Source organism: Methylothermus subterraneus, assembly GCF_054656915.1.
The window spans coordinates 43,161-64,955 of sequence record NZ_BAAHXK010000007.1; the positions used below are offsets into that span (position 1 = coordinate 43,161).

The 21,795-nt window shown below is 58.5% G+C and carries 24 protein-coding genes and 1 pseudogene; 15 read left to right on the forward strand and 10 right to left on the reverse strand.

Going from position 1 to position 21,795, the window contains the following annotated elements:
* Nucleotides 1-13 precede the first annotated feature (13 nt).
* Nucleotides 14-1,114, forward strand: coding sequence for an LPS export ABC transporter permease LptF (lptF, locus tag ACYQ3M_RS07770; RefSeq protein WP_460035503.1), 1,101 nt, complete (start codon nucleotides 14-16; stop codon nucleotides 1,112-1,114).
* Nucleotides 1,111-2,181, forward strand: coding sequence for an LPS export ABC transporter permease LptG (gene lptG / locus ACYQ3M_RS07775; protein ID WP_460035504.1), 1,071 nt, complete (start codon nucleotides 1,111-1,113; stop codon nucleotides 2,179-2,181). Before lptF ends, lptG begins: the two co-directional genes overlap by 4 nt.
* On the opposite strand, the gene ACYQ3M_RS07780 is transcribed toward lptG, so the two are convergent.
* Entirely contained in the window at nucleotides 2,178-3,074 is an 897-nt protein-coding gene (locus ACYQ3M_RS07780; RefSeq protein ID WP_460035505.1) for a metallophosphoesterase family protein, read from the reverse strand. The two genes, lptG and ACYQ3M_RS07780, sit on opposite strands and share 4 nt — an antisense overlap.
* Between ACYQ3M_RS07780 and ACYQ3M_RS07785 the strand changes: the two genes are divergently transcribed.
* A complete protein-coding gene (locus ACYQ3M_RS07785; protein WP_460035506.1) occupies nucleotides 3,048-3,986 on the forward strand; it encodes a hypothetical protein in 939 nt (312 codons plus the stop codon). The genes ACYQ3M_RS07780 and ACYQ3M_RS07785 overlap by 27 nt on opposite strands.
* Nucleotides 3,987-3,998: 12 nt before the next feature.
* On the opposite strand, the gene asnB is transcribed toward ACYQ3M_RS07785, so the two are convergent.
* Nucleotides 3,999-5,984 (reverse strand): asparagine synthase (glutamine-hydrolyzing), encoded by a 1,986-nt coding sequence (gene asnB / locus ACYQ3M_RS07790; RefSeq protein WP_460035507.1) that lies wholly within the window; start codon nucleotides 5,982-5,984, stop codon nucleotides 3,999-4,001.
* 82 nt (nucleotides 5,985-6,066) lie between these two features.
* Nucleotides 6,067-6,285: a hypothetical protein gene (locus ACYQ3M_RS07795; RefSeq protein ID WP_460035508.1), complete on the reverse strand. Its 219-nt coding sequence runs from the start codon at nucleotides 6,283-6,285 to the stop codon at nucleotides 6,067-6,069.
* A gap of 176 nt (nucleotides 6,286-6,461) precedes the next feature.
* On the opposite strand from ACYQ3M_RS07795, the gene ACYQ3M_RS07800 reads away from it, so the two are divergent.
* Nucleotides 6,462-7,394 carry a hypothetical protein gene (locus ACYQ3M_RS07800; RefSeq protein WP_460035509.1) on the forward strand — a complete coding sequence of 311 codons (933 nt, stop codon included), beginning with the start codon at nucleotides 6,462-6,464 and terminating at the stop codon, nucleotides 7,392-7,394.
* A gap of 28 nt (nucleotides 7,395-7,422) precedes the next feature.
* Here the strand turns inward: ACYQ3M_RS07800 and ACYQ3M_RS07805 are convergent, their stop codons facing one another.
* Both ACYQ3M_RS07805 and ACYQ3M_RS07810 read right to left on the reverse strand, forming a co-directional pair.
* Nucleotides 7,423-8,394, reverse strand: coding sequence for a sulfotransferase family protein (locus tag ACYQ3M_RS07805; protein ID WP_460035510.1), 972 nt, complete (start codon nucleotides 8,392-8,394; stop codon nucleotides 7,423-7,425).
* Nucleotides 8,384-9,157 carry an aspartyl/asparaginyl beta-hydroxylase domain-containing protein gene (locus ACYQ3M_RS07810; RefSeq protein ID WP_460035511.1) on the reverse strand — a complete coding sequence of 258 codons (774 nt, stop codon included), beginning with the start codon at nucleotides 9,155-9,157 and terminating at the stop codon, nucleotides 8,384-8,386. The genes ACYQ3M_RS07805 and ACYQ3M_RS07810 overlap by 11 nt, the downstream gene beginning before the upstream one ends.
* Nucleotides 9,158-9,231: 74 nt before the next feature.
* On the opposite strand from ACYQ3M_RS07810, the gene ACYQ3M_RS07815 reads away from it, so the two are divergent.
* From ACYQ3M_RS07815 to ACYQ3M_RS07825, 3 genes are read left to right on the forward strand one after another with little or no spacing between them, the layout of a single operon-like run.
* A complete protein-coding gene (locus tag ACYQ3M_RS07815) occupies nucleotides 9,232-10,248 on the forward strand; it encodes a mitochondrial fission ELM1 family protein (RefSeq protein WP_460035512.1) in 1,017 nt (338 codons plus the stop codon).
* Nucleotides 10,245-11,450, forward strand: a complete 1,206-nt coding sequence (locus ACYQ3M_RS07820; RefSeq protein WP_460035513.1) for a glycosyltransferase — start codon at nucleotides 10,245-10,247, stop codon at nucleotides 11,448-11,450. Before ACYQ3M_RS07815 ends, ACYQ3M_RS07820 begins: the two co-directional genes overlap by 4 nt.
* Nucleotides 11,451-12,221 (forward strand): class I SAM-dependent methyltransferase, encoded by a 771-nt coding sequence (locus tag ACYQ3M_RS07825; RefSeq protein WP_460035514.1) that lies wholly within the window; start codon nucleotides 11,451-11,453, stop codon nucleotides 12,219-12,221.
* Here ACYQ3M_RS07825 and ACYQ3M_RS07830 read toward each other — a convergent pair.
* The gene (locus tag ACYQ3M_RS07830) at nucleotides 12,176-13,567 is read right to left on the reverse strand and encodes an O-antigen ligase family protein (RefSeq protein WP_460035515.1); all 1,392 of its coding nucleotides are present in this window, start codon (nucleotides 13,565-13,567) and stop codon (nucleotides 12,176-12,178) included. The genes ACYQ3M_RS07825 and ACYQ3M_RS07830 overlap by 46 nt on opposite strands.
* Before the next feature lie 19 nt (nucleotides 13,568-13,586).
* On the reverse strand, nucleotides 13,587-14,057 hold the full coding sequence (locus tag ACYQ3M_RS07835; protein WP_460035516.1) for a YbhB/YbcL family Raf kinase inhibitor-like protein: 471 nt from the start codon (nucleotides 14,055-14,057) through the stop codon (nucleotides 13,587-13,589).
* Between the two features lie 241 nt (nucleotides 14,058-14,298).
* On the opposite strand from ACYQ3M_RS07835, the gene ACYQ3M_RS07840 reads away from it, so the two are divergent.
* The 3 genes from ACYQ3M_RS07840 to ACYQ3M_RS07850 all read left to right on the forward strand — a co-directional run bounded on the left by ACYQ3M_RS07840 (nucleotide 14,299) and on the right by ACYQ3M_RS07850 (nucleotide 16,098).
* Nucleotides 14,299-14,505: a PA3496 family putative envelope integrity protein gene (locus tag ACYQ3M_RS07840; RefSeq protein WP_460035517.1), complete on the forward strand. Its 207-nt coding sequence runs from the start codon at nucleotides 14,299-14,301 to the stop codon at nucleotides 14,503-14,505.
* A 47-nt stretch (nucleotides 14,506-14,552) separates the two neighbouring features.
* Nucleotides 14,553-14,816 (forward strand): hypothetical protein, encoded by a 264-nt coding sequence (locus ACYQ3M_RS07845; protein ID WP_460035518.1) that lies wholly within the window; start codon nucleotides 14,553-14,555, stop codon nucleotides 14,814-14,816.
* A gap of 61 nt (nucleotides 14,817-14,877) precedes the next feature.
* Entirely contained in the window at nucleotides 14,878-16,098 is a 1,221-nt protein-coding gene (locus tag ACYQ3M_RS07850) for an argininosuccinate synthase (RefSeq protein WP_460035519.1), read from the forward strand.
* Here the strand turns inward: ACYQ3M_RS07850 and ACYQ3M_RS07855 are convergent.
* The 3 genes and pseudogenes from ACYQ3M_RS07855 to pyrF form a co-directional block, all read right to left on the reverse strand.
* Nucleotides 16,095-17,042 carry a sigma-54 interaction domain-containing protein gene (locus ACYQ3M_RS07855; protein ID WP_460035591.1) on the reverse strand — a complete coding sequence of 316 codons (948 nt, stop codon included), beginning with the start codon at nucleotides 17,040-17,042 and terminating at the stop codon, nucleotides 16,095-16,097. The genes ACYQ3M_RS07850 and ACYQ3M_RS07855 overlap by 4 nt on opposite strands.
* An 81-nt stretch (nucleotides 17,043-17,123) precedes the next feature.
* Nucleotides 17,124-17,771, reverse strand: a pseudogene (locus ACYQ3M_RS07860) (sulfite exporter TauE/SafE family protein); the annotation flags it as partial.
* A complete protein-coding gene (gene pyrF, locus ACYQ3M_RS07865) occupies nucleotides 17,771-18,475 on the reverse strand; it encodes an orotidine-5'-phosphate decarboxylase (protein WP_460035520.1) in 705 nt (234 codons plus the stop codon). The pseudogene ACYQ3M_RS07860 and the gene pyrF, both read right to left, overlap by 1 nt.
* Before the next feature lie 69 nt (nucleotides 18,476-18,544).
* Between pyrF and ACYQ3M_RS07870 the strand changes: the two genes are divergently transcribed.
* The 5 genes from ACYQ3M_RS07870 (at nucleotide 18,545) to rd (ending at nucleotide 21,713) form a co-directional block, all read left to right on the forward strand.
* Nucleotides 18,545-19,468 (forward strand): AEC family transporter, encoded by a 924-nt coding sequence (locus ACYQ3M_RS07870; protein WP_460035521.1) that lies wholly within the window; start codon nucleotides 18,545-18,547, stop codon nucleotides 19,466-19,468.
* A 30-nt stretch (nucleotides 19,469-19,498) separates the two neighbouring features.
* Nucleotides 19,499-20,281, forward strand: coding sequence for an enoyl-ACP reductase FabI (locus tag ACYQ3M_RS07875; RefSeq protein ID WP_460035522.1), 783 nt, complete (start codon nucleotides 19,499-19,501; stop codon nucleotides 20,279-20,281).
* 92 nt (nucleotides 20,282-20,373) lie between these two features.
* On the forward strand, nucleotides 20,374-20,727 hold the full coding sequence (locus tag ACYQ3M_RS07880; protein ID WP_460035523.1) for a hypothetical protein: 354 nt from the start codon (nucleotides 20,374-20,376) through the stop codon (nucleotides 20,725-20,727).
* Between the two features lie 9 nt (nucleotides 20,728-20,736).
* On the forward strand, nucleotides 20,737-21,537 hold the full coding sequence (locus ACYQ3M_RS07885; protein ID WP_460035524.1) for a thermonuclease family protein: 801 nt from the start codon (nucleotides 20,737-20,739) through the stop codon (nucleotides 21,535-21,537).
* Nucleotides 21,534-21,713 (forward strand): rubredoxin, encoded by a 180-nt coding sequence (rd, locus tag ACYQ3M_RS07890; protein WP_460035525.1) that lies wholly within the window; start codon nucleotides 21,534-21,536, stop codon nucleotides 21,711-21,713. Before ACYQ3M_RS07885 ends, rd begins: the two co-directional genes overlap by 4 nt.
* Nucleotides 21,714-21,795: the final 82 nt, after the last annotated feature.

Consider the following 21,795-nt stretch of genomic DNA (forward strand, 5'->3'; position numbering starts at 1 on the left):
TAACCGAGTTTTAATGCCTTTATTTCGCTTCTTATTGTTGGATCGGTATTTGGTTACTGAGGTCCTGCGGCCGTTTGCCGCCACGACTTTGGTGTTTGTGTTGCTGTTTGGCGGCTACAGCAGCGCCAAGATCTTGGCCGATGCGGTAGGCGGGCTTTTGCCTATGGACGTGGTCTGGCAGCTCATCGGCTTTCGCGTGGTGATCGCACTCGAGGTGCTGCTGCCGATCGCTTTGTACCTTGGGGTGGTGCTGGGCCTTGGGCGGCTGCACAGCGATTCTGAAATGGTGGCGCTTTCCGCCTGCGGCTATGGCGAAGGCCGAGTGGCCTGGACGATGTTTAGGCTGGCGCTTCCGGTGGCGGCGGCGGTGGCGGGCTTGTCGTTGGAGTTTCGCCCGTGGGCCTATCGCCAAAGCTATGCAATCGAAAACCGCGCTAAAACTCAATTCGACGTCAATAAACTCGAGGCCCGCCGCTTCCACGCCGGCGAAGATTACGTGGTCTTTGCCGAGAAAATCGATCGCTTGGAAAAGCGCTTGTTTGAGGTGTTTTTTAGTCAGGAATGGGCAAACCACAAAACGCAAGTGATCTATGCCCGATCTATGGTCCAATCCGAGCTCCCCGAGCAGGACGGCCGCCTTCTGCTCGGGTTCGAAGACGGCTATGCGTACGAGTTGGACCTGAAGGGGAGTTCGGATGTGGCGCTTAAGTTCAAGCAGTTGACGCTGGTTTTAGACGGCACGGTTGAGCCTCCGGGTTACCGAAGCAAAGCCGCTGCCACTTCCGCGCTTTGGCGTTCCCAAGATCCCAAGGACATCGCCGAACTGCAATGGCGGCTCTCGCGTCCAGGGAGTCCGTTGCTTTTGGCGTTGCTTGCGGTGCCTTTAAGCCGCACTGCGCCTCGGGCCGGACGCTATGGCAAGACGATTCTCGCGGTTATCGTGTTTGCGGTGTACTACAACTTGGCGGGCCTGGCCAAAACCTGGGTCAAGGAGGGCGTGGTGGGGGCGGTGCCTGGGGTGTTTTGGCCGGAGGTTCTGCTGTTGGGGCTAATTGGAGTTTGGTATTTCCCGCTCGTAGTCTTTTGGTTCAAGGAGCGCCGGAGGACAGGATGATTCTGGAGCGCTACCTCGGCAGCCAATTGCTCAAAGGCTATTTTCTGGTGCTTTTGGTACTGGTGGCGCTGTTTTGTTTTTTCGATTTGGTGGACGAGCTGAGCGAGGTGGGCAAAGGCCAGTACCATACCCTGGATGCGTTTGGGTACGTTTTTGCCACCGTTCCGAGCAAACTGCTTGAGTTTTCTCCGGTCGGGATCCTGATCGGTGGGGGGTACGCCCTGGCGGGGCTGGCGCGAAGAGGCGAGATTTTGGCCATGCGCGCGGCGGGAATGTCGGCGGCTCAGATCGCGCTGGCTTTGCTGAAAGCGACCTTGGGTTTGGCGCTCGGGTTGGTGATGGTCGCGCAGTTTATCGCCCCGCGCAGCCATCAATGGGGCGTGGTGCATCGGCAACAGGCGCTGGCCGGGGAAGATGCTCTGCGCACCGCCCACGGCTTTTGGTCTCGGGATTTAAAGCGGTTCATGAACGTTGCCGCTCTGATCCACGGACGCGTGCCCTCTGGGATCCGTGTCCTTGAGTTTGGCGAAGACGGCCGCCTGCTTGAATTCATCCACGCTGAGCGGGCCGACATTCAGCCGGATGGAAGTTGGTTATTGCACCAAGTCACCGTAAAGCGCTGGCGCGAAGACGGGCTCAAGACCGAGTTGCGACCCCAGCAAAAGTGGCTATCCTTTTTAGGCCCCGAGCAGCTTAAGCTCTTGGAGCTGCCGGCAGAAACCCTCTCCTTGTCCGAGCTTTGGGGATACGCCCGGCACCTGCGCGCTAGGGGGCAGCAGGCGGAAAGCTATGCGCTGTTGTTCTGGCAGCGGACGCTATTGCCGGTAAGCATGGCGGCGATGATTCCGCTGCTGATCCCCTGGATTGAGCTTCGTCCCCGCGCTTTTGGATTCGGCTTGCAAGTGATGTTGGCGCTGCTTTTAGGGGTGCTGTATTTTTTGGCCGTGCAAGTGATTGGAAACGCCGGCTTGCTGTTACACCTCCCGGCTCTGTTAACTGCGCTTGCTCCCACCGTGGCTATCCTGCTCTTGGCTACCGGCGTGAGAATCCGGACAAAGCCGCGTTAACCCAAGGTCTCAAGCCTAAAAAGGCCTTCGGGGAGAAAGCGATGCACCCTCTGGCAAAAGCCGCGGATCTCCACCTCGATTTGGAAACCTCCGTCGCTTTGGGTAATCCGGCACAGATGATAGCGCGCTCTGCTGCCGCGCCGAACCCCCCACGCGGAGGCAGAAGGCGCCCCGAGCACCGGGATCGGCGCTTTGGGTCCTTTAAGCCAATGAAGCTGCCACCGGTGGCTGTGGCCGTGGAGGATGAGGCCGCACCCGGTGCGCGCGAGGAGTTTTCCCAGCTCTGCCTGATCGGTCAGGCGCTTTCTGGGCTTGACCGCGTCCGGATGCGGCGGATGGTGGATCAAGAGGATCCGGCAGCGGCCCAGCTCAAGCTCGAGCCGTTCGGCCAGGCGTTTGAGCTGCTCCTGGCCCACGGAGCCGGTGGCTAAGAACGGCGCGGTGGGGGGGGCCGAGTCTATCCCGAGCAACACGACAGGACCCCGCTCCCGCCGCAAGGGGAACAGGCACTTTCCCGCGTCGCTTTTAAGATAATCCTCCCACAGGCCAAGCGACTCTTGCCAGGAGGCGGCGACATAGCGGTCGTGATTGCCGGGAACCACGGTGACCTGGGCGGGGGGTCCAAGCTGCGCCAGCCAGTCTGCCGCCTGGCGGTATTCGCAGCGTAGCCCCAACTGGGTCAAATCGCCGGTGATGGCGATATGGTCCGGGTTGTGGGCCTTTAAGTCCTGAGTCAGCGCCTTAAGGACTTCGGGCCGGTGTTCGCGGCGGCGGTAGAGCTGCCACGACAGATACCCGAGCAGGCGCTTGTTGAAAAGTTCGCGCGCGCCGGCGGCGTTTGGCGAGGTGAGATGAGGATCGGACAGATGAGCGAGGCAGAAAGTCTTAGGCATTGCTTGGAGGCGCAACTTCGACAGCCTTATCCCTACCCGGTAACGGCGCTGGTTCAGGCCATTCGCGCCCGCCACGGCGAGGCGGTGGCGGCGGTGCTTTTATACGGTTCGTGCGTGCGCAGCGGCGATCCTTTCGATGGTCTGGTCGATTTGTATGTGCTAGTAGACGATTATACCAAGGTTTATCCCAAAAGCTGGCTAGCCTTAGCCAATCGCCTGCTGCCGCCGAATGTGTTTTATCTGGAGGCTGCAGTCGGGGGCAAGGCTTTGCGCGCCAAATACGCCGTGCTATCGCGGCGGGATTTCGCCTCAGGAATGGCCTGGTTTCAGTCCTATCTGTGGGGAAGGTTTGCCCAGCCTTGCCGGCTGCTTTACTGCCGCGATCCAGAAATTTCCGCCTGGATCGTCACCTGCTTGCTGAAGGCGATGCGCACTTTTGTACGCCGCACCGCGCCTTTGTGCTCGGAGTGTTTTGAGCCCATGGAACTGTGGCGGCAGGGCTTGAGGCTTAGTTATTCTTCCGAGCTTCGCACCGAGCGCGCCGAGGCGCGGGCCAAAGAATTGGTCCGCTGGGCGGCTGGGTTTTACCAGACTGTAACCCTACCTTTGCTGCGCGCCTTGCCATGGTGTCTTAAGAGCCAAGGCGGGCGCGTTTGTCTTACGATTCCGCAGTGGGTCCGGATCTTGGCTAGGTTGGCCTGGGGAGTGCGGGTCCTGCAGGGGAAACTGCTGTCTCTCCTGCGCCTGATCAAGGCCGCTTTTACCTTTCAGGGCGGGGTCGATTATCTTATCTTCAAGCTCGAACGCCACAGCGGCCGAAAGATCGAACTTCCCGAACGCGTGCGTCGCCACCCGCTCGTCTACGGCTGGGGGATGCTTTGGCGCCTCTACCGCCAGGGGGTGTTCCGTTAAAGCGGCCGGCGATCAGGCGCGGTGAACTTTAAGGGGAGTCGCTAAGGTGTCAGCGGTGGGTACAGGCGCGGCGGCCCAAGTGCGCTGCCATTGGCGGAACATCAGGATGGTCCAAAGCAGTTGCCAATAATTGGCAGAGCCTAAAAGGTGCCGGTTCCAACACTCGCGTACGGCGGCGGGATCGAACAGCCCTTCTTCCCGCAATTGCCGCTCATCGAGCAGCTCTTCCGCCCATTCTCGCAAGGGACCGCGCAGCCAGCCAGGAAGCGGGCAGGAAAACCCTCGCTTCAGGCGATCGACCAGTTCAGGCGGCACGTAGCGATACAGCAGGCGGCGCAATAGGGGTTTGCTGCCTGTTTGACCAGAGTATTTAAGCGCTGCCGGCAGGCGCCAGGCGTATTCGACGATGCGGTGATCTAAGAACGGCACCCGCACTTCTAAGCCGTGCGCCATGCTCGCCCGATCCACTTTGGCGAGCGTCCTGTCCACCAAGGTGCCAAGCAGCGCGAAATAGCCCATGCGATCGATGGGATTGGCCATAGCGTTTAGATGCTTTGCCTTTTGCCAAAGTAGGGGATGCTCACTGGTCCTGCCTGCAAGCGGCAGCGTCTCGGCCGTGGCGCTATACAGTTGCGCATAGAGTTCGGGGATGCCGCCGCCGGCGCGTACGACGGCGGCGATCTGCCTGGCCTGATTGGTTGGCAGTCCAGGTCGGTGCGCCGCCGGCAGAATCCTGGTCAGGGCGGCCGCGGTGGCGATCAGACCGTCCAGGGTGGCCGCCGCCAGCCGGCGTAAGGGTGGCGGCAAGCCGGCGGTCGCCCGATGCACCGCGCGCGCGAGGAAGTAGCCGGGGTAGCCGCCGAACAACTCGTCGGCGCCGTCACCGCACAGCGCTACGATCACTTCGCGACGGGCCAGCGCCGAGACCATCATGGCCGGAATCTGCGAGCGGACGAGCAAAGGCTCGTCGAACCAGTACGGCAGCCTCGGGACGAGCGCCAGGGCGTCCTTGGGCGTGACCATCACCTCGGCATGGACGGTGCCCAAGTAGTTTGCCACTTTGCGCGCGTGCGCGGCCTCGTCGTAGTGCCTCTCCTGAAAACCGACCGTGAACGTATGCACCGGCTGGCTGCTTCGCGCCTGCATGAGCGCAGCGATCAACGACGAATCGATGCCGCCTGAGAAAAACGCCCCCACCGGCACGTCCGCGACCATGCATCGGGCAACGGCATCGCCGAGCAAGGCGTCGAGTTCCTCGATCGCCTCCGCCTCGCTCATGGCCAACCGATTGGCTTGCGCGGCCGCGGCGGCTTGGGCAGGATCGAAGTAACTTGAAATCTTAGGCTCGCTTTTAGGAGTCAAGGCCAACCACGTGCCGGGCAACAACTTATATACCCCGCGATAGATAGAGTAGGGGGCCGGCACGTGTCCCCACCGCACATAGGCGCCAAGGCTTTCCGGATCGATCTTAGGCTGCCAGCCCGGATGGGCACGCAGCGCCTTAAGTTCGGAAGCAAACAAAAACCGCTTGCCGAAGCGCGCCCAAAACAGCGGTTTGATTCCGAAGCGATCGCGGGCCAGCGTCAGGGTGCGGGTGGCGCGGTCGAAGAGGGCGAATGCGAACATGCCGTTGAGCTTGGGCAAGGTCGCCTCGACCCCCCATTCGGCCAAGGCCTCGACCAGTACCTCGGTATCGGAATGCCCGCGAAACGCGTGTCCTAAGGCGGACAGCTCAGCGCGCAGTTCGGGGTGGTTGTAGATTTCGCCGTTGTAGGTCAGCACATAGCGGCCGCACGCAGACTCCATGGGTTGATGGCCGGCGGGCGACCGATCCAGGATCGCCAGACGCCGGTGGGCGAGCGCTACCCCGGCCGCGGGGTCGGTCCATACCCCGACATCGTCCGGCCCCCGGTGGCGCAGCGTTGCCGCCATGGCGGCGGCCGTGCGCGCAAGTTCCGCAGCGCTGCGGTGGTCTAGAAACCCGGCAATCCCACACATCCATCAAGTCCCAGGCAGGGTGGATGCGCCATCGCGGGAGATGGCTGGGGGAGGCTTCTGCCTCCCCCAGCGAGGTGCGCTATCAGTATTGCGGCGAGGGTTGACCCGCGGGAGCGGGCGAAGGAGTGGTTTCCTTGGCCTTTTCGGCCTTGACGGGAGCCTTTTTCGGTTTCTTAGCTCGAGCTTTGTGCTTTTTGACCATCGGCTTTTGCGGTGCGGCTTTGGGGGCCTCGGCCACGCCGGCCACCGCCAGCGTCGTGGCGGAAAACGCTAATAACAAAGCAAGCAGGATCTTTTTCATGACACGTCCTCTCGTGAGTTAGAATGAACCAAGCTTAGGAAGTCTTCTCTTCCCAGAAGATTTTTAAGCATTTTAAGTGCCATACTTTAAGTGATTGATTCTTATATGAGAAATTCAAGCGTTCCAATCCAAGCGGTGGCGCAATGGGGGATTTCAACCACCTATGGGGGAGCAGGATGACAGCTTTACGGGTTTTTGTCCATACCAATGCCAAACAATATCTGGGGGCGGTAGTTGCGGCGTATTCTTTCAAGCGCCGCTCGCAAGCACCGGAGGCGTTTGCGGTCGAGATCCTAGATAAGCGCGATTTTGCCTGGTTCGAGCGCTATCAGGGCAAGCTGTATCTGCGCGGTGGGACGTGGCAACCGTGGCTCAACGAGGACCTTCAGTCGTTTACCCCGCTGCGCTTTGCCCCGCCCGAGCGAATGGGTTACCAGGGCCGGGCGCTGGTGGTCGACCCGGACGTGTTCGCGGTCGGCGATGTCATGGAGCTGTTGACGCGCGATATGGAAGGCAAGGCGATCCTCTGCCGCACCCACGCCGGGGTAAAGCGGGCGGTGCGCGGCCGTTATGCCAGTTCGGTGATGCTGCTCGATTGCGCTAAGCTGCGCCATTGGCAGGCGGAGGCGCAGTTTGCCGAGTTGTTCTCCGGCGCGCGCGACTACCGCCGCTGGCTCGGTTTGGAATACGAGGACCCTAAAACCATCGGGATTTTGGAAGAGGTGTGGAACGATTTTGACCGTTTGACCCCCAAGACCCGCCTGCTCCACAATACCCGCCGCGTGACCCAGCCTTGGAAGACGGGGCTGAAAATGGATTATCTGCCGGTGGAAAATTTCCCGCCGTTTCCGCCGTTCGGTTGGCTGATGAAAGCGCGCCGCAAGCTGTTTGGCCCCTATGCGGGCTTGCCCCGCTATCTGCGCCATCCCGACCGACGCCAGGAGGCCTTGTTTTTTGCCTATTTGCGCGAATGCTTAGACCATGGCCTGGTAACGTTTGAGCTTGTGCGCGAGCACATCGATTTGGGGTACCTGCGTCCGGATGCTCTGGAGCTCGTTGAGCGTGCGCAGAGCGTAGAAGAGGTGCTCGCGCCTCTGGAACTTTCCTAGTGGATTTGAAGCGGTGCGGGTGGGCGCTTTAACGCTTTAGCCAAGGGCTCAGGTCGCGCTTTAACAAGCTTGCGAGGCGTTCTATATCCTCCCGGAAGGTCGCCAACAGTTCCTCCCGCAAAGCTGGGGGTAGAGGGGGACGAGGGCGGTAGACGACGTTGTGCTTGAGCAAGAACTTGCGCAAGCGTTTGAGTGGGTGATGGCGTGAGCGCTTGCGCGCGCGCTGGTGCTCCAAGGTAGCGAGAAAGTTTTCTACCCGCTTGGGTGGACGCGTCAGCCAGCGCTGCAGCCATTTAAATCGCGGATATTTATTGCCTTCTTTACGCGGGAAATTCGTCCTGCCGTCGTAGGGTACTTTTAGGAATTCAAGGGTTTTTAAGTAACTGGCCAAGGGGTCGGCGATGAAGTCGTCAAACACCAAGACCAAGCAGCGCTCGTGCCCGGCCTGCTGAAATAAGCGCGCCAGATGTTTTCCTAAGCGGCCGATCTCGGCGTATTGCAGGAGCATGGGATCACGGCAGAGCTTAGGGATGTGTTGGCCGCGCCGGCGTGCTTCCTGTAAGCGCCAGGCAACGGCAAAGTCCTCTTGATCCTCTTCCAAGAGCGCCACCAAGCGGGCGTGGTAGGAATAAACCAAATCTACCGGATTGCGCACCATGACCAAAAAGCGCGCGTTGGGGTTCAAATCCAAGATCTGGGCGATGGCTTCGGGGTCGTAAAGGTACGAGACCGAACCCTCACCGATGCGCCAGTGGCGGTCGGGATCATAATGCGCAAAGCAGTGGCGGAGATAATATTGTTCGTCGAGTTCAGGGTACTGTTTGCGCAGCAGGCTGAAGAAATGCGGTTCTTTGGGCCGGGAAAAGCAGATGTTGGGATGGTGGCCCAGGTAATGGCTCATCGCCGTGGTCCCGCAGCGTGGGGCGCCGACCAGGAAAAAGTCGGGAAAAAACGGCAGCGCCGGAAGGCGCTGCGGGTTCGGTTTAGGATTAGCCGCCATGGACGGGTCGCTGCTCCATTCGCCTGAGGGCGGCGGCGTAACGGTCTTCCCAGTGTTTCATGTTTTTGATGCCGTCTTGCACGTAAGGGGAAGCTTTGATTAAAGCCAGCCACAGCCGGCTGACGATTTTCCCGGGCCAGGTAAGCGGGCGCTCCACGTGGAGCAACAGCACCACTCGGTGTTCTTCGGTGTCGTTTTGCACCTCGTGCTCGTAGGTGTCGTCGAAAATAAAGCACTTGCCTTCTTCCCACAAGAGTTTTTGCTCGGCCACGCGCAGAAAACACTTCTCGCGCTCTTTAGGGACGATGAGGCCCAAGTGGCAGACGATAAAGCTCTTGGTCGGCCCCCGATGGGGGGGGATGCGGCAACCCGGGTCGATGAAGGAAAACCAGGCAGTCATCATCCCCGGAATCTGTTCCAACACTTTGGCGGTCTCTGGGCAGCGTTGGCAATTGGTCTCAATCCGGCGATTGAAACCGTACAAGAAAAAAGTCTTCCAGTGATCGCCCTGCGAGATCCGGGTCTGATCGGGCGAAATTTCGTGAAACGCCGGGATCAGTTCGCGTTCCTTGAGCAGTTGCTCGGCTTCCCGGCGGATGACGGAATAGTTTTGTTCTAAGGTTTTGACCCAATCGAATTGGGCGGGATCAAACACCGGCGGGTCGCCGATCAGAGACTGGCTGGCCAAAAATTTATCCACCAGGCGGGTTAGGAACTTTCCGGTTTTGATGATGGCGCGGCGCATGAGCGATTTTACGTTCATCTTGGGCACCTCTTTGGTTTTTATCCTACAAATTGTAACATTAAGGCAACTTTAATAAAGCGTTTTTGATCGAGATGCAAAATTTACCTCGTGTCTGGATGGTCATCGGCGACAAAGCGGGCGACAACGCCCAGGCTTTGGCCGTGACCACAGCGCTCGGCTGGCCGGTGGAAACCAAGCGCTTGGTGTTTCAGGCCCCTTACCGGCTGGGCAAACCTAAATTCAAACCGTCTTTGGAGCATCTCGATCGCGCTCTGTCGGATCCCTTGACTCCCCCCTGGCCGGATTTATTGATCACCATCGGCCGGCGGCCGGCGATGGCTGCCTTGTGGATCAAGCAGCAATCCGGTAGCCACACGAAAATCGTATTGCTGGGACGGCCTAAGGGGTATTTTTCCCAATTTGATTTGGTCGTGGCTCCGGCGCAATATGTGCTGCCCGAGCGTCCCAATGTGCTCAAACTTACCCTGCCTTTACTGCGGGTTGATGAAAGCGCCGTCGCTCAAGCAGTCTTAGCTTGGCGCGAGCGCTTTCTGGCGTTGCCAAGGCCGCTGATCGCGGTGTTGGTCGGCGGAGCGACCAAGCCTTACCGCATGGACGCTGAGGTGGCGCGTAGGCTGGTCGAACAGGCGCAGGCGGTGTGCGGTCAAGGGACGCTTTATTTTTCCACCAGTCGCCGCACTCCCGCGGAGGTGGTGCAAGCCTTGGCAGCGTCCATGCCAGAAAACGCCCGGCTCTACCGCTATGGACTAGACGAGCCGGAAGACAACCCGTATCTTGCCCTTTTGGGCTTGGCCGAAGGCTGTATCGTCACCGCCGACAGCGTTTCCATGATGGTGGAGGTAATGCGTCTTAATAAACCTTTGGCGATTTTTCCGCTGCCGCTCCAGCGCACAACTTTAGGTTTGGATCGAGTTCTACGGGTGTGGTTCGGTGGACGCGATTTTTCTGCTTTGCATCGCCTGCTGTTTGAACGCGGATGGGCGGTGCCCTTGGGGCAAGGAAGATTTCCTTATTCTTCTCGTGATTTGGAGATACCCGATGAGCTTCCCAAAGTCGTACAAAGCATCAAGCGCCTGATGGTTCGATGAGCGCCCTAGTTGCTTTTTATCTTCCCAATCTGAGCGGTGGGGGGGTTCAGCGCGTCGTGCTGAAGATCGCCCGAGCGCTTGCCGAGCGGGGATATGCGGTCGATCTTGTGGTGTGCGAGCCCGAAGGGGAGCTAGCCTTTCTGCTCGGGGGCAGACTGCATCTTCACGTCCTCGAACCGTCAAGCGGTCTAGCTTCTCGGCGGGCAGTCCTGCGGGCTGATCCGGCGATGGCGTGGCTTGCGCCGCGGATATTTTTCGGCCGCCGCTATCGCTCCAAAACCTTGCCTTGGTTGCCGGCTTTGGCTAAATATCTAGCCAGCCGCCGCCCTACGGTCTTGTTCGCGGCGACCCCGTTCCTCAACATCGAGGCGGTTCTTGCCAGGCGGCTGGCTAAAGTTCCCGTGTGCGTGGTGATCAGCGAGCACAGCCACTTTTCGGTCGGTGTGCCTAAACTCCAGCGCCGGGCCCAATTGCTCGTGCCGGCGATGCGCCGCGCCTATCTCCAGGCAGATGAGATCATCGCGGTCTCCCGCGGGGTCGCCGACGATTTGGTGCATACCCTGGGTCTCCCGAGCGAGCGGGTGAAAGTGATCTACAACCCGGTCGTCGGAGCCGAGTTTTCTCGGGGCGTGAACGAACCTGTCGATCATCCGTGGTTTCAGGAGAAAAGCGTCCCCGTCGTAGTGGCCGTCGGAAGATTGGCGCGGCAGAAGGATTATCCCACCCTGCTTTGTGCCTTTGCCAGGCTGCGTCAAGAACGTCCGGCCCGGCTCGCGATCCTGGGCAGCGGCAATGCCAACCAAGTTGCTCGGCTAAAAGATTTGATCCAAAGTCTGGGAATCGCGCAGGATGTTGCGTTTTTGGGGTTTAGACCCAACCCACTGCCTTATATGGCCAGAGCTTCTCTTTTGGTCCTCTCCTCGCTTTGGGAAGGCTTGCCGACCGTGCTCATCGAGGCTTTAGCCTGTGGCACGCCGGTCGTCAGCACCGACTGCCCTAGCGGCCCTGCGGAAATCTTGGAAGGCGGGCGTTACGGTCGGCTGGTTCCGGTAGGGAATGCCGGCGCCTTGGCCCAAGCGATGAAGGAGACGCTCGATCATCCCCCTGACCCGCAAAAGCTTCGGGAGCGGGCCGCTGCTTTTGATGAGAAGCGCGCCATCGACGCCTATGAGGCCATTTTGCTGGGTAATTTAGGAGATTAAATGCGCTTTCCGGCAGAAATTTTGCCTTATCTTCGCGGTCAAGCGTTTTCCGATAGCCTCAAGATTCCTTTTTTGGAGGAGCAGGAGCCGCTGCCGCCCTGGTGGCTGGGGCGGACCGCTTATCTCAAGCAGGTGTTGGCCAGGCGCTCGGTGATCCATGTCGGATGCGTGGATCATGGTCCGGAAAATGCCGCCGCGCGCCTAGCCAAAAGTACTTGGTTGCACCAAAAGCTGGTCGAAGTCGCCTCCCTTTGCGCGGGGGTGGACATCGACGCGGAGGGGATTGAATATCTCGCCCAAACCTTGGGATTGAACGAAGTCTATTGCGCCGACTTGGCTGCGGAAGACGTGCCGGCGTTGCAGAATAGGCAGTGGGACGTTTTGTTGCTCGGCGAGGTGATCGAGCATCTCGACGATCCGGTCGCGTTCCTTACCGGCATCCGCAAGCGCTACGGCTCCTGTATCGGCAGTCTGTTGGTTACCGTGCCCAATGCGTTTTCCTGGAAAAACTTTCGCCACGCGCTCAAAGGGGAGGAACGCATCAATACCGACCACCGTTATTGGTTTACTCCTTATACCTTGGCCAAGGTGTTAATGCGAGCGGGTTTTGCGCCACGGGCATTTCATTTTACGAGCTTGAATCCGGTGGTTTGCCCCCCGTTTTGGAAGGGTTTGTATCGTAAGCGTAAGCTAGAGAAACGGATTGCTTTTAAACGCCAGGATCGCTATCCAGCGCTGCGCGATACTTTGGTGATGTGGGCGGGGGTCTGACTTTGCCGTAACTCCTCGCTCACCGCGAGGCCTAAGGGAAGCCAAAATATGAGCCACACTTCCTTGACTCGGATCCCGGGCAAAAGCAGCCAGCCGTTTGGCGTGATGCAGAGCAAGCCGTAGACTAAAAGGGCAAGCGGTAATAACTTTCCTGCCGTAAGACCTCCTCGGAAAGCGTGGTATAAGCTGTAAACCGAAAGCCAAATCGCTAACCCTAAGCCGACGATTCCGCCTATCCTAAAGTTCTCAAGAAGGAGACTGTGAGAGTGAGCGTAGCGGTACAAACTGCCGTCGGCTAACCTCGTCACGCCGCTCGGATCGGAAAAGTACCCTTGGCCAAACCACGGGTGGCGGAGCGCTTGCGTCATCGCATCCAGCCAGATGTAGGGGCGATAAGGTTCAGGGCGCATCAGTTTGACAGCGAGTTCTGGGGTTAGGCTGAGCAGAACCAACCCAGCCAAGCTTAACATCCCCAAGGACCAAAGCGTTCTTCGGTCGAGGCGCGGCAGGGTAAGAATTGCGATCCCTGCGGCTAGGGCTAAAAGCACGCTTCTGGTCCAACTCAGACTCGCGTAAGCCAAGATCGTCAGAACCACCAAACCATAGGTTAAGCGCTCGGCGCAAGGCGCAAAACGCAGTATCCGATCCCAGGCGACCAGGGCGAAGACGCCAAAGACAGCGGCCCCCTGGATGGGGTTGTCCAGGTAGCCGAAACCCTCCATGCGCGATTCCGGGAAAGGATGCTGGCTGTACCAGACGGCAATGACCACGCCCGCCGAAGCTGCGGCCAGAAAGCACAGCCTCTTGAGCTGACGGTCGAAGATCTCCTGCTGGCGGGCTCTGAGCCCTGCGGTGAGCAGGACGAAATGCGCGATCGTAACCGCGCAGGCGACGGTCGCAAGGACCGCTTTCGCCTCGATGTACGGCGACCAGAACATGCTGGCCAAAAGATAGCCCAGATACAGTAGGATCAGCCGATACAGCCGGCTCGCTTTGGCGAGCTCCCAAAGCTCCGGCAGATGGCGCCACGACCACGGCACCATCAGGCTGGCATACAAGGTCCAGAGTTTTTTGCCGGGGATAAAAACCAGAAGACAGGCACCTAGGAACGCGGCGTAGGCCCAAAGCAGCGCCGGCCAGCCGGCATCGGATTGGGGCAGCACTTGGGGTAGATGGGCGTGCCAAAACCTGCACACATAAGGCCAAACGCACAGGAGAGGCAGATTGGCGTACAAAAGCCAGGCGATCTTGACCTCTGGGAGGAGCACCGCAAAGCAGGTGCCGGCGAACAAGGCGTAGGCCAAAAGCGATGCCTGCCTTCCTTTGGAGGCGATTGGTTTTAGCATTCCATTCAAGGCGTTAAAACTAGCGGCGGCGCGCGTAAGTCCCGACCAGCGCGGTTTCTTCCAAGATGTGCCCGGACATTGCCTGCTCCAGCCGCCGCTTGGTCGGGTAGCCTAGGTCCGGCAGCACCGTATCCAACGCGTAGAGCTTGAAAAAATAACGATGCTCGCCGATCGGAGGACAAGGACCGCCGTAACCGGTCCGCTTCCAGTCGTTTAAACCTTCTCGGGTTCCTGGGGGGAGGTGGACGACGCCTTCGGACAGCCCGTCCGCATCGGGGGGGAGATTATAGAGCACCCAGTGCACCCAGGTCATCTTGGGGGCTTTGGGGTCAGGAGCGTCTGGGTCATCTACGATCAAAGCCAGGCTTTTCGTGCCTTCTGGGAGCCCAGACCAAGACAGAGGCGGCGAAACATCCTCGCCGTCGCAAGTATATTTTTGCGGAATTTTTCCGTAGTTGGGGAACGCGGAGGAAACAAGCGTCAACGCCATGACCGACCTCGCGGGTTGTAGGTTGGCAGTACGCGCCAAAAGCCCAAGGCAAACGATCGCGGTAAATAGCAGATACTTGATTGTTCGCATTTAAGACAATGATAATATGAAAATTAAGTTTAAACCAAGCGTCTTCCTAGCCCCAAAATCGGTGAAACTTAGCGCTTGCATCTGTCTAATGCACTGCCCGCATTCCCGAGACGGGGTGCGGGGGAAATCCATTGACGATCTTGGTGAGAGGATGCGTATGGTCGATCTGGAACATGGGTTTCAAGACAATCAAGATTTTGTCAGTGAAGACGGGGTTGAAAAAGAAGTGGACGAGTTGTTTTCTGCTTGGCGCAAAGATCAAGACAAACTCGCTGCCCGTCGGCGGGTGGAGCGATATCTTGAGCTCAAGCGCCTACGCGAACAAATCGGCGATGTTTTTGACCTAGACGATCTTTGAGATTTGGCCTATCCTACATGCGCTTGGTACCCTAAGAGGAAACGAAAATGGCTTTAAAAGACGATATCAACCGCCTGCTCGAAGGCTTAAAGCAAGAACGGGACGAGCTGCGGTTGAAAATGCACCTGGCCAAACTCGAGGTGCAGCAAGAGTGGGAAAAAGCTGAAAAGCAGTGGGAAAGCTTTAAAAGCAAAGCCGAGGAAGCCTTGGAAGGCGGCAAAGAAGTGGCCGAAGAACTCGCTGAATCGGCCAAAGTGATCGGCGAAGAGCTGAAAAACGCCTATTTGCGGATCCGCGAGCGTTTGAGCTAACTCCTAAAACAATGGCCACCTTGAAGGTGGCCATTTTCCTTTTTAGAAGACCCAAAAAGCTATGGCAGAGAAAATCAATAAAGTCGTACTTGCCTATTCGGGTGGGCTGGACACTTCGGTAATCCTCAAGTGGCTGCAGGAGACCTACGGCTGCGAGGTCGTCACCTTTACCGCCGATATCGGTCAAGGCGAAGAATTGGAGTCTGCGCGCGCCAAGGCTTTGGCTCTAGGGGTGCGGCAGGTTTACATCGAAGACCTTAAAGAGGAATTTGCGCGCGATTTTGTTTTTCCCATGTTTCGCGCCAATGCGGTGTATGAGGGCGAGTATCTGCTTGGCACTTCGATCGCTAGGCCCTTGATTGCCAAGCGCCTGGTCGAGATCGCGCGTGAGGTGGGCGCCGATGCCATCGCCCACGGGGCAACCGGCAAAGGGAATGACCAAGTCCGTTTCGAGCTGGGGGCGTATGCCTTAGAACCCGGAATCAGGATTATTGCGCCGTGGCGCGAGTGGGATCTAAATTCCCGCGAGAAGCTTTTAGCTTACGCCCAAACCCATGGCATTCCCATTGATAAAAAGCCAGGGCAGGGCTCCCCTTATTCGATGGACGCCAACTTGCTGCACATTTCCTACGAAGGAGGGAGACTAGAAGATCCTTGGGCGGAGCCGGAGGAGGCGATGTGGCGTTGGACTGTCGCGCCTGAGCAAGCTCCCGATGTCCCTGAATACGTTGAAATCGCTTTCAAACGAGGCGATCCGGTAGCCGTCAACGGGGAGCCCAAGACCCCGGCTCGGTTGCTCGAGGCGCTGAATCGACTCGGCAGCGCCCATGGAATCGGGCGGCTGGATTTGGTCGAGAACCGCTATGTAGGGATGAAATCGCGGGGTTGTTACGAGACTCCTGGCGGCACTATCTTGCTCAAGGCGCACCGGGCGATCGAGTCCATCACTTTAGACCGCGAAGTGGCGCATCTTAAGGACGAGTTGATGCCGCGTTACGCCAGCTTGATCTACAACGGCTATTGGTGGAGCCCCGAGCGCAAGGCGCTGCAAACTCTGATCGATGCCTCCCAGGCTACGGTCAACGGCACGGTCAGGCTTAAGCTTTACAAGGGCAACGTCAGCGTCGTCGGGCGACGGTCCGAGAACAGCCTATTCGACGCGGCCGTCGCGACCTTCGAAGACGACCAAGGCGCCTACAATCAAAAAGACGCCGAAGGCTTTATCAAGCTCAACGGCTTAAGACTCAAGATCTTAGCCCAAAAAGGCTTCAACCCTTTTTAGGTGAGGCCGTACTTTTGCATCCTATAAAGCAGGGTATCGCGGCTGATCCCTAACAGCCTAGCGGATCGGCTGCGATTGCCGCCGGTGCGTTCTAACGCCTGGCGGATCAATTCGATTTCCACTTCTTCCAGAGATACCCCGCTGGCAGGCAGAGTAAAGCGGCTTGGGGCGCGCACCTTAGGCGTCAAGATTTCCGGCGGCAGGTTGCTCGCTTCGATCGTGCGTCCGGCCAGTAAAATCGCCAGCCGCTCGCAGACGTTGCGCAACTCGCGCACGTTGCCAGGCCAGGGGTAGTCGATTAGCGCTTGTAGGGCAGACTTGCTGAATTGAGCTTGAGTTAGACCGTGCTCTTTGGCGGCTTGACGCATAAAGTGCTCGGCCAAGAGCGGGATGTCTTCCTTGCGCTCGCGCAGCGGCGGGATTTCCAGGGGCACGACGTTTAACCGGTAATAAAGGTCTTGGCGAAATGCACCGCTTTGGATTTTTTGTTCTAAATCGGCGTTGGTGGCCGCGATGACTCGTACATCGACTCGTTCGGTAGCGGTTGCGCCCACCGGCTGGCACTCGCCGGTTTCAAGGAACCTGAGCAGTTTGCCTTGCAAAGAGTAGGGCATGGAATCGATTTCATCGAGCAAGACCGTCCCGCCGGCGGCGGCCTGCAGCTTGCCTATTTGATTGCTGACCGCGCCGGTGAACGCGCCTTTGCGGTGACCGAACAGTTCCGATTCAGCCAGGGATTCAGGAAGGGCGGCGCAGTTGATGGTGATGAACGGGCAATCAGCGCGCGGGCTGGATTGCTGAATGGCTTGAGCAAGCATTTCCTTGCCCGTTCCCGTTTCGCCTACGATCAAGACCGTCACGTCGGTGGCCGCTACCATTTTCGCAGAGCGCAAAAGCGCCTCGAAGTTTGGCGCCTTACCGATCAGAGATTTGAATTTGTCCATCAGATTTACCCCATTTGTTCTTATTTGCTGCATAACCCACGGATTTAAGTTGGGGAAAGCCGCCAGCACAGCCAGTAAGATGACGAAAACTCCGGCGCCTACCCGGAATCTGCGCATCTTGGCCAAGCGTATCATCCAATTTGTCATTATACTGACTCCTATGACCGCAGGTAAAGTTCCCGCACCGAAAGCCGCCATGGCCAGAGCGCCGCGGGTCGGGCTGCCGGCGGTGGCGGCCAGCGCCAGGGCGGTATAGACTAGCCCGCAGGGCAGCCAGCCCCAGATCATGCCGAACAAAAACGCCTGGGACAAATTCGCCACCGGCAGGATGCTTCGACCTACCGGTTCGAGCAGCCGCCACAGGCGCGCCCCGAACCTTTCTAGATAAGCGAATTTGGGGAACCAACCGGCGATGTAAAAGCCACAAGCGGCCATGACCAAGCCCGCAGTCAGTTGCAGCAGCCGGTAGCCTTGGGTGCCAAACGGCAGCTCCAGAACGTATCTTAAGCTGCCAGCGATCAGCCCAGCCATGGCATAGCTGGCGATCCGCCCGAAGTTGTAGCTGAGCACAAAAGGGGTCAGGCGGCGTTTTGAGGCGCGGATCTTAGGGCTTAGGCTCAAGGTAAGCGCGCCGATGATCGAGCCGCACATGCCGATGCAGTGGAAGCTCGAAAACACCCCCATGATCGCAGCGGCCAGGTAAACTGGATCGAGTGCCGAGGCGGGCATTAAGCAAAGAACCGGTGGATTCGCTCCTGGAAAGCGCGCGCCGCGGATTTGGGCTCGGCCGCATCGCGGATCGGGCGGCCGACCACCACGTAGTCTGCGCTTGCGGCAAAAGCTTGTTCTAAACTTGCGGTGCGTTTCTGGTCGTCGAGAGGATCCAGATCGGAGCGGATTCCTGGGGTGACGATGAGTAACTCGTTGCCGACCGCTTTGCGGACCGCGGCGGCCTCAAGTCCTGAAGCGACCACGCCGTCTATCCCTGCCTGCCGCGCGAGGCGGGCGCGCTTTTGCACCAGCGAGGTCAGCTCCTCTGCGTATCCCATTTCTTTAAGGGCCTGCGCGTCGAGACTGGTCAGCACCGTGACCGCCAGGATTTTTAGCCCTTCGCCCTTGCCATGGGCAGCCGCCTCCATAATGGCGCGGTCCCCGTGGACCGTGACGAACTCGACGCCGGTGCGGCTCAACGCGCGCACCGCCCGTTCCACGGTAGCGGGAATGTCGTAGAACTTAAGGTCGGCGAAGACCTTTTTACCTTGGGCGTGCAGCCAGTCGATCAAGGAGAAATAATCTCCGGCCATGAACAGCTCGAGGCCGATTTTATAGAAGGACACTTCCTCCCCGAGGAGCTCGACCAGTTGCTTGGCCTGGGTATGGGTGGGAAGATCCAGGGCGACGATTAAGCGTTCGCGGGGCGGGATGAAAGGCATAAGGCTCTTCCGACATGAGTTGTAAAGCTTCATGATACAAAATTTAAGCGCCCATGCCGGTAGGAATTCATGGCTTCGGTTTTGACCCAAATGTGCCTGCTCATCTTATGCGGTATCGCCTGGCGTGCTTTGCGGCCGGGCGGACTGGATGGGGATCAGACGCGTTTGGTATTGACTCAGCTTGTTTATTACTTGTTCCTGCCTGGGCTGATTTTGAAATTGATGAGCCGCTCGAGCCTCAGTGCAGAAACTTGGTTGATCCTCGGCTACGGGGTCGGGATCGTAGGTTTTGGGGGGATCTTGGCGGCGCTTTACGGGCGTTGGCGACGGCTGCCGGCCACCCAGGCGGGGGCGGTTTGGCTGGCGGTGACCTTCCCGAACGTGACTTTTCTAGGCCTGCCGGTACTCCAGCAAACATTCGGCGATTGGGCCGCGCTTTTGGTCATTCAGTTGGATTTATTCGCGTGTACCCCGTTGGTCCTGACTTTAGGGGTCAGCGTGGCCAGGGCTTTAGGCGATAGGCGCCTAGATGAAGACCCGTTCTTGGCGCTGCTGCGCGTGCCGCCGTTGTGGGCGGCGGGGTTGGCGCTTGGTTTGAATCTTGGGGGCTGGTCGCTGCCGAGGTGGGCGCTGGATTTTTTCGAGCTTTTGGCCCAGGCGGTGACGCCTTTGATGTTGCTCGCGTTGGGGCTGGGTTTGGATTTGCGGAGTTTGCGCTGGCGCAGTGGGTCGTTGGTGGGACCGGTGATCGCGATCAAACTGGCGCTGATGCCTCTTTTCGGTTGGTGGTTGGGCAAGCGCTTCGGATTTGTCGGTGATAAACTGATTGCGTTGGTGCTTGAGGCCGGCATGCCAAGCATGTTGTTTGGTCTGGTGTTGTGCGACCGCTTCGGTTTGGACAGCCGTCTGTACGCGCTGTTGGTGACCGCGACCACCCTTTTTTCCCTGACCAGCCTGCCGCTTTGGCATGCGCTGCTCAAGGGCGGGGTATAATTACGCTTTTACAAGAATCGGAGGAACGCCATGGGATTTATGCAGGGTAAGCGCGTTTTGATCACCGGTCTGGCCAGCAACCGCTCCATCGCCTGGGGCATCGCGCAGGCGATGGCGCGGGAAGGGGCAGAGTTGGCGTTTACGTATCAGAACGATAAGCTCAAAGAGCGGGTGGAGACGCTGGCGGCCGAATGCGGGAGTCGTCTGACTTGCCCGATGGACGTCAGCCGCGATGAGGAGATCCAGGGGGTTTTCGATTACTTGGGTCAATATTGGGACGGTTTGGACGGCATCGTCCACTCCATCGCCTATGCGCCGCGCCAAGCTTTAGAGGGGGATTATCTGACCGCGGTCGATCGGGAATCGTTTCGCATCGCTCACGACATCAGTTCCTACAGTCTTGCCGCCCTCGCCAAGGCGGGCCGGGCGATGCTTAGGCCGGGAGCGGCGCTGTTGACCTTGAGTTACTTGGGCGCCGAGCGGGTGATCCCCAACTACAACGTCATGGGGGTAGCGAAAGCCAGCTTGGAGGCCAACGTGCGTTATTTGGCGGCTTCCTTAGGGCCTTTGGGGATTCGCGTCAACGCCATCTCGGCCGGCCCGATCCGAACCCTGGCCGCCTCGGGCATCAGCAATTTTCGCGAGATGCTGAGCAAAGCGGAGAAGGCTTCGCCCTTGCGCCGGAACGTCACCATCGAAGAGGTAGGAAACGCCGCGGCGTTTTTGTGCTCGGATTTGGCCTCGGGGATTACTGGCGAAGTGCTCTACGTGGACGCAGGTTACCACATCGTCGGCTTGGCTTTTGAGGTTTAAAGGGTCTGCGCCTAAGGCTATTTTTAGGTTTTTGCAGACAAGGCTCTGCTATACTTTGAGATTTTAAAACGATGATTAAAGGGTAACCGGTTATGAAGTGGCTGAATCTCGGCTTGATTCGCTTATTCGAATTTCTCACCTTGTTGCTCTATTCCTTCTTTGTGCTGGTTTACTTTGGCGCTTGGCTGCTGTTGCCGCTGGATATCCTATCGGTGTTAATCCAGGCATTGGGAGGATTGGGGCTGCCGGTGATCGTTTCGATGCCGGTGGCGGCGGCGGTCAGCGGGGGTTTTTGTTATCTGGTTTATAAAATGCCTGAGCTCTATCAGATTCTGCTTAACGGTGGAATTGAATTGACCAACGCCGGCTACATTCAGATCCAACGCTTAGAAAGCATCGGCGAGAAGATCGTCGGGCCAGCCGCTCCAACTTCAAAAGCCGCCTAAGTTTTTTAAATGATCCGTAAGATTTCTGCCATCCTCGCCCTGGTTGCGGCCTTGGCGGCGGTCTATGGGTGGGAGGGCGCGCGCCTTAACAGCGTGGCGCTTCGCCCATCGACTACCTACCAGCAAGTGGTTTATGTTTACGACGGGGATACGGTCAAGCTTGCAGATGGCCGGCGGGTGCGCTTGCTCAACATCAATGCGCCTGAGGTGAAGACCCGCGCAAAGGACGGCGAGCCGGGGGGAGAACAGGCCAAGCGGGCGCTTCAACGCCAGGTTCTAGGGCGGCAGGTGCGGTTAGAATTCGACGTTGAGGCGCAAGACAAGTATGGCCGGACGCTGGCTTATTTGTTCACTGCGGATGGCAGCCACATCAACCAGGCTTTGGTTCGGGAGGGCTTGGCGGTGACCAATATCCATCCGCCCAACCTCAAATACGCCGAAGCGATCCTTGCGGCTCAACGCGAGGCAGAAATAGCCAAACGCGGGATCTGGGGAATGCGGTCCTTTGCCCCCAAACCGGTTGAAACCTTGCGCCGAGCAAAGCGCCACGGTTGGCAGAGGGTGCAAGGCAAGGTGGCACAGATTCGGACTTTGCGCAGTTTCATCGAGCTCGAATTTGCCCCGGACCTGGTTGTGCTCATCCCTAAAGCCAATCTGAAGTGGTTTCCTTCCCCGTATGCGTATCTTGGCAAGCAAGTGGAAGTGCGCGGTTGGCCTGCGCGGCGGAGGGGGAAGGTTTCGATTTTGGTGCGCCATCCCAGCGCTTTGCAGGCTCTTTCACTGGTTTCATTCGAAGGAGAACGATCGTGACGATTGGAGACTATCGCAAGTACGTATGCGTGGTCTGCGGCTACGTGTATGACGAGGCCGAAGGCGATCCTGAAGGCGGGCTTCCGCCGGGAACGCGCTTTGAAGATATCCCCGACGACTGGGTTTGTCCTGAGTGTGGGGCTTCCAAGGCGGATTTTGAACTGCTGGAAGAATAGCGGGTCTCAAAAGCGGTTTGCGTGGTAGCGGGAAAGCGGCCTTGAGCGTTGGGTGCATCGGGGTTTGCTTGTCTTGGAGTAA

Coding starts and splice junctions, on each gene's coding strand:
- ACYQ3M_RS07885 (WP_460035524.1), top strand. CDS start 20,737: ATGATCCGTAAGATTTCTGCCATCCTCGCCCTGGTTGCGGCCTTGGCG.
- ACYQ3M_RS07780 (WP_460035505.1), bottom strand. CDS start 3,074: ATGCCTAAGACTTTCTGCCTCGCTCATCTGTCCGATCCTCATCTCACC.
- ACYQ3M_RS07810 (WP_460035511.1), bottom strand. CDS start 9,157: ATGAACGTAAAATCGCTCATGCGCCGCGCCATCATCAAAACCGGAAAG.
- ACYQ3M_RS07830 (WP_460035515.1), bottom strand. CDS start 13,567: ATGCTAAAACCAATCGCCTCCAAAGGAAGGCAGGCATCGCTTTTGGCC.
- ACYQ3M_RS07820 (WP_460035513.1), top strand. CDS start 10,245: ATGAGCGCCCTAGTTGCTTTTTATCTTCCCAATCTGAGCGGTGGGGGG.
- ACYQ3M_RS07875 (WP_460035522.1), top strand. CDS start 19,499: ATGGGATTTATGCAGGGTAAGCGCGTTTTGATCACCGGTCTGGCCAGC.
- ACYQ3M_RS07855 (WP_460035591.1), bottom strand. CDS start 17,042: ATGGACAAATTCAAATCTCTGATCGGTAAGGCGCCAAACTTCGAGGCG.
- ACYQ3M_RS07785 (WP_460035506.1), top strand. CDS start 3,048: ATGAGCGAGGCAGAAAGTCTTAGGCATTGCTTGGAGGCGCAACTTCGA.
- lptF (WP_460035503.1), top strand. CDS start 14: ATGCCTTTATTTCGCTTCTTATTGTTGGATCGGTATTTGGTTACTGAG.
- ACYQ3M_RS07835 (WP_460035516.1), bottom strand. CDS start 14,057: ATGGCGTTGACGCTTGTTTCCTCCGCGTTCCCCAACTACGGAAAAATT.
- ACYQ3M_RS07800 (WP_460035509.1), top strand. CDS start 6,462: ATGACAGCTTTACGGGTTTTTGTCCATACCAATGCCAAACAATATCTG.
- ACYQ3M_RS07795 (WP_460035508.1), bottom strand. CDS start 6,285: ATGAAAAAGATCCTGCTTGCTTTGTTATTAGCGTTTTCCGCCACGACG.
- ACYQ3M_RS07815 (WP_460035512.1), top strand. CDS start 9,232: ATGCAAAATTTACCTCGTGTCTGGATGGTCATCGGCGACAAAGCGGGC.
- ACYQ3M_RS07845 (WP_460035518.1), top strand. CDS start 14,553: ATGGCTTTAAAAGACGATATCAACCGCCTGCTCGAAGGCTTAAAGCAA.
- ACYQ3M_RS07880 (WP_460035523.1), top strand. CDS start 20,374: ATGAAGTGGCTGAATCTCGGCTTGATTCGCTTATTCGAATTTCTCACC.
- ACYQ3M_RS07840 (WP_460035517.1), top strand. CDS start 14,299: ATGCGTATGGTCGATCTGGAACATGGGTTTCAAGACAATCAAGATTTT.
- ACYQ3M_RS07805 (WP_460035510.1), bottom strand. CDS start 8,394: ATGGCGGCTAATCCTAAACCGAACCCGCAGCGCCTTCCGGCGCTGCCG.
- ACYQ3M_RS07870 (WP_460035521.1), top strand. CDS start 18,545: ATGGCTTCGGTTTTGACCCAAATGTGCCTGCTCATCTTATGCGGTATC.
- ACYQ3M_RS07825 (WP_460035514.1), top strand. CDS start 11,451: ATGCGCTTTCCGGCAGAAATTTTGCCTTATCTTCGCGGTCAAGCGTTT.
- lptG (WP_460035504.1), top strand. CDS start 1,111: ATGATTCTGGAGCGCTACCTCGGCAGCCAATTGCTCAAAGGCTATTTT.
- ACYQ3M_RS07850 (WP_460035519.1), top strand. CDS start 14,878: ATGGCAGAGAAAATCAATAAAGTCGTACTTGCCTATTCGGGTGGGCTG.
- pyrF (WP_460035520.1), bottom strand. CDS start 18,475: ATGCCTTTCATCCCGCCCCGCGAACGCTTAATCGTCGCCCTGGATCTT.
- asnB (WP_460035507.1), bottom strand. CDS start 5,984: ATGTGTGGGATTGCCGGGTTTCTAGACCACCGCAGCGCTGCGGAACTT.